The sequence below is a fragment of the Siminovitchia fortis genome, from assembly GCF_007681465.1.
GTDB classification, from domain to species: domain Bacteria; phylum Bacillota; class Bacilli; order Bacillales; family Bacillaceae_C; genus Siminovitchia; species Siminovitchia fortis.
Genome location: NZ_VEKZ01000110.1, coordinates 1 through 3,383, shown reverse-complemented (window position 1 = coordinate 3,383; position 3,383 = coordinate 1). Strand labels below are relative to the sequence as shown.

Annotated in this window: 5 protein-coding genes; 4 read left to right on the top strand and 1 reads right to left on the bottom strand. The window is 39.8% G+C overall.

Annotated elements, in window-relative coordinates; translation table 11 throughout:
- On the bottom strand, positions 1-554 hold a 554-nt coding region (locus tag FS666_RS18950; RefSeq protein ID WP_144463751.1), incomplete at its 3' end, for a lysophospholipid acyltransferase family protein.
- A gap of 360 nt (positions 555-914) precedes the next feature.
- Between FS666_RS18950 and FS666_RS18945 the strand changes: the two genes are divergently transcribed.
- The 4 genes from FS666_RS18945 (at position 915) to FS666_RS18930 (ending at position 2,732) form a co-directional block, all read left to right on the top strand.
- On the top strand, positions 915-1,115 hold the full coding sequence (locus FS666_RS18945; RefSeq protein WP_120076021.1) for a hypothetical protein: 201 nt from the start codon (positions 915-917) through the stop codon (positions 1,113-1,115).
- A 38-nt stretch (positions 1,116-1,153) separates the two neighbouring features.
- Positions 1,154-1,783, top strand: a complete 630-nt coding sequence (locus tag FS666_RS18940) for a pyridoxamine 5'-phosphate oxidase family protein (RefSeq protein WP_144463749.1) — start codon at positions 1,154-1,156, stop codon at positions 1,781-1,783.
- A 72-nt stretch (positions 1,784-1,855) separates the two neighbouring features.
- Positions 1,856-2,398 carry a cobalamin adenosyltransferase family protein gene (locus FS666_RS18935; RefSeq protein ID WP_120068938.1) on the top strand — a complete coding sequence of 181 codons (543 nt, stop codon included), beginning with the start codon at positions 1,856-1,858 and terminating at the stop codon, positions 2,396-2,398.
- A gap of 100 nt (positions 2,399-2,498) precedes the next feature.
- Positions 2,499-2,732 (top strand): hypothetical protein, encoded by a 234-nt coding sequence (locus tag FS666_RS18930; RefSeq protein WP_144463748.1) that lies wholly within the window; start codon positions 2,499-2,501, stop codon positions 2,730-2,732.
- Positions 2,733-3,383 lie beyond the last annotated feature (651 nt).

Below are 3,383 nucleotides of genomic sequence, written 5' to 3'. Positions count from 1 at the left end.
CAATGGAACCGTGACCCTTTAGGGTCCGGGAACCTCCCCATTTTAATGGGGAGAGGTTTCAGATAAAAAGGTTCTCCAAAAATAATGGTGGCTTTCCTTGTTTTCCATAATTCTTTTAAATTTGCCGGCCCTTCATAGGCAGCGGGAATGATCGGAACCTTCGCCAGATTTGCTATGGTGACAGCTCCCCTTTTTAATGAAACATCTTCCGTCGTTCTTGTTCCGCCCGGAAAAATGCCAACCACTTCACCTGATTTTAATAGCTTAATAGGCGTCTTTACGCTGCTTGGCGATGGATTTTCGCGATTGACAGGAAAGGCGTTGATTTTAGAAAGAAAAAGGGAAATCAACTTATTTTTAAATAGTTCTTGCTTCGCCATAAAATGAATCGGATGCGGCGTACAAATTCCGAGAATAACCACATCCAACCAGCCTTTATGCGTGCATGTTAAAATATAGCCTCCTTCCGATGGAAGCAGATGTTTATTTTTGGTTTCCACTTTACCCAACGTTTTAATAACGATGGTAGCTAAGAATAAAACCGCCTTATACATGAAATCACCCAGTTTGTTATCAAGTTATAGTACCTGGTGCTAATTATATAGAATGTGAAAACACTATTCAACTATAGGCTCGGGAACCAATTCCATTTTAAGTTAGTACCCGGAACGGAAAAAACGGCTGGCATTCATACGGAGTGTCTCCTCTGAATGCCAGTTTGCTGTACAAATATTGGAGATGACGATTAAGTTACCATTAGGGATTAAATATCGCTACCAATTATAGCCGATCATTAAATTAGCACATCAACGAGTCGGTCATATCGTTTTCTCAATAATTGCGGGAAAAGGATAGGTGCCAATATCAAAATATGATAGAATGTTCGTAGATTTACATACTGAGGAGTGCACATGATGAAGTGGTTTTGGAAGAATGATAGAAAGACTTCTCCCGAATTAGGGGCTATACAGCATTTAAAGGAACAAAATAACATCTTAATGGATAAAATACTTGAGCTATCCGGAGCAGAGAGGGAGCTTGATCGCTTGATGAAAGATGATCATATATTCTCGCTCTCTTTTTTGTATTCGGATTATTGTGTAAATCGATCGTAAGATTGTCATCATTAAACTAAAAAAGAGGAGCGGTATGAATGGGATCTAGTCAACAGTTCAGTCAAACTATTGAAACCGAAGAAGGACTTCGGACTATTATAGGATTCCCTAGTAAATTAGTAAAAAATAAGGTGATTACATATTTAGATCCTCATTGTTCAGATTTTATTTCTAAATCACCGTTTTTAGTTATTTCTACAGCAGATGAATCTGGTTGCTGCGACGCCTCTCCAAGAGGAGATAAGCCTGGTTTTGTTCATGTCTTGGATGAAAAACATTTAATTATACCTGAAAGGCCAGGAAATAGAAGAATCGATTCTATGCGTAATATTTTATCAAATCCCGGAGTGGGTCTTCTTTTTATTATTCCAGGTATGGAGGAAACGCTTAGAATTAATGGAAAGGCAACTTTAGTGAAAGATGAAGGGCTGCTAGAAAAAATGAAAATTAAAGACCGAAAACCACTTTTAGGGATTGGCGTAGAAGTTGAGGAGTGTTTTATCCATTGTGCCAAAGCCTTTAAACGCTCAAATTTGTGGGAACCGAATTCTTGGCCGGATAATGAAACACTACCTTCTGCTTCAAAAATTTTATCCGCCCATTCAAAAATTTCAAATCAAGAAGTTGTTGATATTCTGGAGGAAAGTTATACGAAACGGCTTTATTAAATAAGTTGGCAAAGTGCTGTATGATGCATTAAAATGGATTTTTTCCGTGAAAGATAGAAGGAGGAATGAACAATGGGAAAAAAGGACCTAAGGTATCTTTGCTATCCTTACATGCGTGAATCTGCTTCAACCGTCGATTTTGAAATCAGGACTGATTCTTTAACGACACGCATTGGGCTGGCAGCCTCGCTCACTAAAGATATTCCGGTCGTTCATGAAGATTTAATGTACTTGCTTCCAATGGTCTATCATTTAAATGGGTCCGTCCGCGGCAACATGGCGATTACTCAGGAAGATTTAAGCCGTTTAAGCGAGATGTACGATGTTTATGTCGAAGAGGTGAAAGATCAGATTGACAGATTCCTGCTTCCGCAAGGGACAACAGCAGCCTGTGTCCTTCATACGTGTCGCAGCGAGGCGAAAAAGTCTGTTCGCGCTTTACATAAAGTGAGTTTGGAACAGGAGGTACCGAAACTTTTATTTGACTACACTCACCTGCTTGCAAATGTCCTGTTCGTCATGTCTGTCTATGTAAACAAATTGAATGGCATTGAGGAAATTCCGTTTGTCAGCAAATCCTATCCTGTTAGGAAAAGAAGCAAAGCGGGGAAATAGTTTAGTGCGTTTCCCCATCATCCTCATCCATCTCTGAATATTATTGAGGGTTAAAACTGATGATAATACACGAATAGGATAATAAAAGGAGAGATTTTTAATGAACCTTGGCCAGCAGAAATTCAAGTCATTCATAATGGAAAGAATAAGGGAAGGTGAGCAGGGTAATGCGGAAGCATTGCTTGCTGAAAGCTTCCGGAAGCTGGATGAAAGAAGTTTTGATGAAGAATATTTAAGGAGCTTTATGCCACGGATGCAAAGCCTGTTAAAACCGGAACATGCCGAAGAAGTTGAAGCGATAATGAAAGAGTTTGGAGCGAAATTTTCCAGATAAACTGAACTAAACATTGTTACCATTCTTATTAGGAATAAATCGGCCGACAACCTGTTTCGATGAAAAAGAGCTTGCGCGGTCATTGGCGGGCCGATCCGATTAAATGATTATGTAATAAATTTCAAATTCATTTTATACTTATAAACTTACATTAAACGCACGGCCACGGGCACTATGAGCAGTCAAGCCCTAATTTATGTGTAAAAGTACATTAGTGTTTTCGACTTTTGTTAAGGTTTAATAGATATTCAGTCATTTCGGAGAGCCTTGTCCAGTGACCGTAATCAACGATAAGCCTCTTGCGCAGTCACTGGAAACACTGCCCAGTGACCGCAATCAACGATAAGCCTCTTGCGCGGTCACTGGAGACGCTGCCCAGTGACCGTGATCAACGATAAACCTGTTGCGCGGTCACTGGAGATGCTGCCTGTGAGTCTTTCATGGTGATCGTGTTTGGGAATTCCTCGCTAACTCGGGCACTATGAGCTTGTTCCTTCCTCTCCTAACTTTTATTCGCCGATTAAATATGATGAAAACTTAACTCAACTTATATAGATAACAAACATGGACAGGGAACCCCTCTGTCTTTTTTTTTTCTTACACGGCACAACTAACACAACCAGTTAGTTGTGCTGATTCCACTTTTTTTCG